The sequence below is a fragment of the Archangium sp. genome (genome assembly GCF_036388035.1).
Taxonomy (GTDB): domain Bacteria; phylum Myxococcota; class Myxococcia; order Myxococcales; family Myxococcaceae; genus Archangium.
On the sequence record NZ_DASVSO010000266.1, the window covers coordinates 1 to 4,322 of the forward strand.

3 protein-coding genes and 2 pseudogenes are annotated in these 4,322 nt (G+C 69.1%); 4 read left to right on the top strand and 1 reads right to left on the bottom strand.

All coding sequences use genetic code 11. The features are described 5' to 3' along the window. The 3 genes and pseudogenes from VF697_RS11275 to VF697_RS11285 all read left to right on the top strand — a co-directional run. Positions 1–359 (top strand): annotated as a pseudogene (locus VF697_RS11275) (hypothetical protein); the annotation flags it as partial. A gap of 40 nt (positions 360–399) precedes the next feature. Next, a complete protein-coding gene (locus VF697_RS11280) occupies positions 400–1,038 on the top strand; it encodes a hypothetical protein (protein WP_331094147.1) in 639 nt (212 codons plus the stop codon). 103 nt (positions 1,039–1,141) lie between these two features. Next, positions 1,142–2,443 carry a glucosaminidase domain-containing protein gene (locus VF697_RS11285; RefSeq protein ID WP_331094149.1) on the top strand — a complete coding sequence of 434 codons (1,302 nt, stop codon included), beginning with the start codon at positions 1,142–1,144 and terminating at the stop codon, positions 2,441–2,443. A 72-nt stretch (positions 2,444–2,515) separates the two neighbouring features. Here the strand turns inward: VF697_RS11285 and VF697_RS11290 are convergent, their stop codons facing one another. Beyond that, positions 2,516–2,998: a hypothetical protein gene (locus VF697_RS11290; RefSeq protein ID WP_331094151.1), complete on the bottom strand. Its 483-nt coding sequence runs from the start codon at positions 2,996–2,998 to the stop codon at positions 2,516–2,518. Positions 2,999–3,096: 98 nt separating this feature from the next. On the opposite strand from VF697_RS11290, the pseudogene VF697_RS11295 reads away from it, so the two are divergent. Next, a pseudogene (locus VF697_RS11295) lies at positions 3,097–4,322 on the top strand (hypothetical protein); the annotation flags it as partial.

Sequence of the window (4,322 nt, forward strand, 5' to 3'; positions counted from 1 at the left end):
CGGGCGTGAGTGGCTGGTGGGACTCGGACTCCGTGCTGCTGGCGGCGGCGCCCACCGTGTACGGCGGCCGTGACGCCACCCCCCTCGCCGCGCAGCTCCTCACCGGCCGCATCGTCCGCCTCGCCGAGGAGCTGGCCGAGCGTCTTCCCAGCGGGGCCAGCCCCGACGCGGTGTCCGCTGCCTTCTCCCGGGCCGCCGAAGCCATCCTCCCCGCGGGTCGGGGGCAGAGCTGCCAGCTCCACGGGAAGGTGGTGCCCACCGGGCCCGGCGAGCGGGGCGTGCACGTGCGCGCCTCACTGCGGCCCGAGCTCGCGGGCACGCACGTGCAGCTCGAGTTCACCCTGCCGCTGCGCGGGTGAGCGCGTGGGGCGGGCGGTGGGTGGGCTATAACGCGTTCACATGATGAACCGTGTTCCGCTGCTGTGCGTCCTGCTGCTGGCCTGCACCCGCTCGTCCCCTCCAGCGCCCGCGACCCCGCCGACGTCCCAGGCCCAGGTAACGGTGGATGCGGGGGCGCCCACGCCCCGTCCGCCGGATGCCGGTGCGCCCAGCACGGCCTCCCAGCCCGCGCAGGGCCCCCGCTGCTCGGCGAGCACCCTGAGCGCCCAGCCAGCTCCGACCCGGACACCCCTGCCGCCCGTCGTGGAGTCGATGCGCCGTCGCATCGTCGCCGCGGCGGTGGCCTGTGACTACGAGGCCCTGGCGAGGCTCGCCCGCGAGCATGGCGCCGACTTCAACGTCAGCTTCGGCCCCGACTTCGACGTCGCGGCCTTCTGGCGCGAGCGCGAGAAGGAGGGAGAGCCCGTACTCGCGTTGATGGTGAAGGTGCTCAACCTGCCCCATGCCAAGGAGGAGACGCTCTACCTCTGGCCCTCGGCGTACCGCACCGGCGAGACGGCGGAGGACTGGAAGGCGCTCGAGGGGCTCTACCCCGCCGAGCGGCTCGCGGAGTGGCGGAGTGGCGAAAATGGCTACCTGGGCCTGCGCGTGGGCATCGAGGAGAACGGCGACTGGCTCTTCGCCGTCAGCGGGGACTGAGCGGGCCGGAGGCACGTCCGCGCCTAGGCACCCCAGCAAGTGTTGGTTTATCCTCGGGGAGCCCGCCGCCCCCTGATGGGCTCGTGCGGGTGCTGGAGAACCCATGAGCAACGTCGCAACCCAAGCTGGTTCGGGCGGTCTGCCCAAGACGGGCAATGCCTTCGTGGACTCCGTCTCCGCGGACGCCGTCGACAGTCAGCGCGCCACGGGAGTGCCCGCTTCGGTGACGCTGGCCCAGGCCATCTTGGAGAGCAACTGGGGCAAGTCCGGCCTGTCGAAGAAGTACCACAACTACTTCGGCATCAAGGGCAAGGGCAGCGCGGGCACCGCCGTCATGAGCACCGGGGAGCACTTCAACGGGAAGGACGTCGTGATCAAGGACGGGTTCCGCGCCTATCGGTCGGCGACGGAGTCCTTCGTGGATCACGGGCGGTTCTTCATCGAGAACAAGCGCTACGCGGAGGCCATGCGGAACAAGGACGATGCGGAGCGCTTCGCCCAGGAGATCCACAAAGCGGGCTACGCCACCGATCCCGACTACTCCCAGAAGCTCATCAGCCTCATCCGGAAGTACAAGCTCGTGGCGTTCGACAAGTACGCCCGGAGTCTGGGGCCCCTCAAGACGGGCCCTGCTCCCAAGGGCTCCTCCAACGAGACTGGGACTTCGAGCTCGAATGGCGGGAAGGAGCCTTCCAGCTCGAACCAGGCCGTGAAGGAGCTGCAGTTGCTGCTCGTCAAGTACGGCTACCTGACGCAGCAGCAGATGCAGACGGGTCCCGGCATCCTCGGCCCGCAGACCCAGGCGGCGGTGACCCGCTTCCTCGAAGGCAATGCGCACGTCACCACGACGAGCACGCCCGGCAGCGGGGTCACCGGGACCGGAGCGGTCAAGGAGAGCACCCCTCCGAAGACGACCCCGCCGACGACGACCACCACCACCACCTCCTCCTCCTCGTCCACCTCCGTCGACACGAACAAGCTGACCTACGCGCAGATCAGCAAGGATCTGAAGGCGAAGATCCCTGGCGCCAGATACTTCACGTGGCACGATGCGCTCTGGCTGCCCTCGTTCGGCCGTCATGCCAACGAGAACGAGGTGACTCCGACGATCCTCTCGAACATCGCGCGCCAGGCGAAGGCGCTCGACCGCGTCCGCGAGCACTTCAACAAGCCCATCGTGGTGCACTGCTGGCTGCGCCCGCCGGCCTACAACAAGAAGGTCGGCGGCGCGAAGAACTCCGCTCACCTGCGCGGGGCCGCGACGGACTTCCACATCGAGGGCTACACCGCAGATCAGGTCCGCAAGGTCCTGCTCAACGACAAGAGCATCTACCCGGGGGCGGGCGAGCTCAAGGTGACGTGGATGCACCTCGATCTCGAGCACAAGGTCTGGTTCTCGCCCTGAGGAGCGCCCGGGTCGTGGAGTGAGAGGGCTGCCCGCGAGGGTGGCTCCCCGCCACGCGCTGAACCGCCGGCATCAGGGCAGCGTGAAGCCGCGGGCGATGCGCCCCGTGGCGTCCTGCCAGGTCTTGGCGCCCTTCGGATGGCGCCACTCGAAGCCGTAGAGGGAGCCGTCCTTCTCTACCACCTTGTGGTAGACCACCCTCCCCTCCCGATCCTCTCCGGACAGCACCCACCACCCCTTGCCCTTGGGCTGGTAGGTGACGCGAACCCCCTTGTCGCTCCAGCGCTTGAGGGTGGTGCGCCGGGACCAGGCGAGGTTCGTCTGGCCCTCGGGCTCCCCGTCCAGGTCCACCACGAGCGAGCTCCACACCTTGAGGCTCACCTTGCCCGAGGCATCGCGCCACTCCTGGCCATCGCCGTTGTCGGACTCGCCCTGCGCCGCGAGGCCCGGGGGGATGCCGATGGAGTAGCCAAAGCGCTCGTTGGAGTAGGTGGTCCACCCCTCACCGGCCGGAGCCGCGAGGACGAGCAGGGAGACGAGGGCATGCAGGAACATGGGGAAAACCTTAGCGAAATGGGCGCCAGGCGGCGACTGGCGGCGTGGAGGTATGGGATGATGGGCGCTGGCACCCCGCGCGAGGGAGGATCCACCCGGTGAGCACCGCATTCCAGGAGGAGCTCAAGCTCGAGCTGACGCTCACCATTGGCGGTAAGTCCTTCTCGATTCCCGGCGGACAGGTGAAGCACCTGTCCGTGCACCTGGCCAACCACGGCTTCAACGCCTCGGTCACCTTCTGGACCTCGCTGGAGAAGAAGGACGCGCCGCTCTACACCGCCTTCCAGAAGCCGGACCTCGTCCAGGTGCGCCTGAGCGTGGCCGCGGTGGACCCCGAGCTCGACTCCCCGCCCGCGCCGCTCGTGCTCCAGGGCCTCGTCCGCAGCCGTCGCCTCGTGGCGGACACCCACGGCGGCACCAAGGGCGCCGATCGCGTCTTCCGCCGCTACACCCTCGAGTTCGCCGACGTCGCCCAGGTTCTCTGGCGCCAGCACCGTCCCGTCGAGCTGCTCACCGACATCTCGATGCAGGAGATCCTCGAGGCGCACAAGGCCAGCATCCCGCTCACCTACGACTGGGCCGTGCTGCGGCAGAAGCACCCGATGCTGTGCCTCGCGGTGGGCGCGGACGCCCCCGAGGTGAGCTTCTACGACTTCGTCCTCTGGTACGTGGCCAAGAACAACGGCGTCTGGAGCTACGACAACCAGAAGAACCAGTACCTGCTGGCCGACAGCAAGCCCTCCTCGGGCAAGGCGGCCCCGCTGAGCCCCCTCCGGGTGGACAGCATTCGGGCCCTGCTGCCGCCGCCCATCCGCCACAACACCCGCGTGCTCAACGCCCTGGCCAACGGGCCCACCACCACGCCGATCGAGCAGAAACAGGCCGTCACGGGTGTCTCCCACGACATCCTGCTGCGCACGCCCCTCACCTCCGAGGCCGAGCAGCGGCAGAAGCTGGAGAAGACACGCCTGCAGCTGCGCCAGCGGCAGTTCCAGGTGTCCTTCAAGCGCTTCCCCGCGGTGGACGTCTTTCCCGGCGCGCTGCTGCGCCTGGAGGGCTCCCTCTGGCCCGCCGGGTTGACGGGGCTCGACGAGGACATGCGGGTGCTCGAGCTGGACCTGGAGGCCCACGCCCAGACCGAGGGCCAGCACGACAAGCAGCAGACCACCCAGGCCCACTACGACATGCTCCTGGGTGTCCGGCTGGAGTCCTCCTCCGAACCGATCGTCTCCCTGCCGCCCCACCGCGCCCCGCGCTACCCCATCCACGTCGAGGGCCTGGTGCACAGCCCGGGCGGAGAGCCCACGGACCGGCGCTACCTCAT

Coding starts and splice junctions, on each gene's coding strand:
- VF697_RS11280 (WP_331094147.1), top strand. CDS start 400: ATGATGAACCGTGTTCCGCTGCTGTGCGTCCTGCTGCTGGCCTGCACC.
- VF697_RS11285 (WP_331094149.1), top strand. CDS start 1,142: ATGAGCAACGTCGCAACCCAAGCTGGTTCGGGCGGTCTGCCCAAGACG.
- VF697_RS11290 (WP_331094151.1), bottom strand. CDS start 2,998: ATGTTCCTGCATGCCCTCGTCTCCCTGCTCGTCCTCGCGGCTCCGGCC.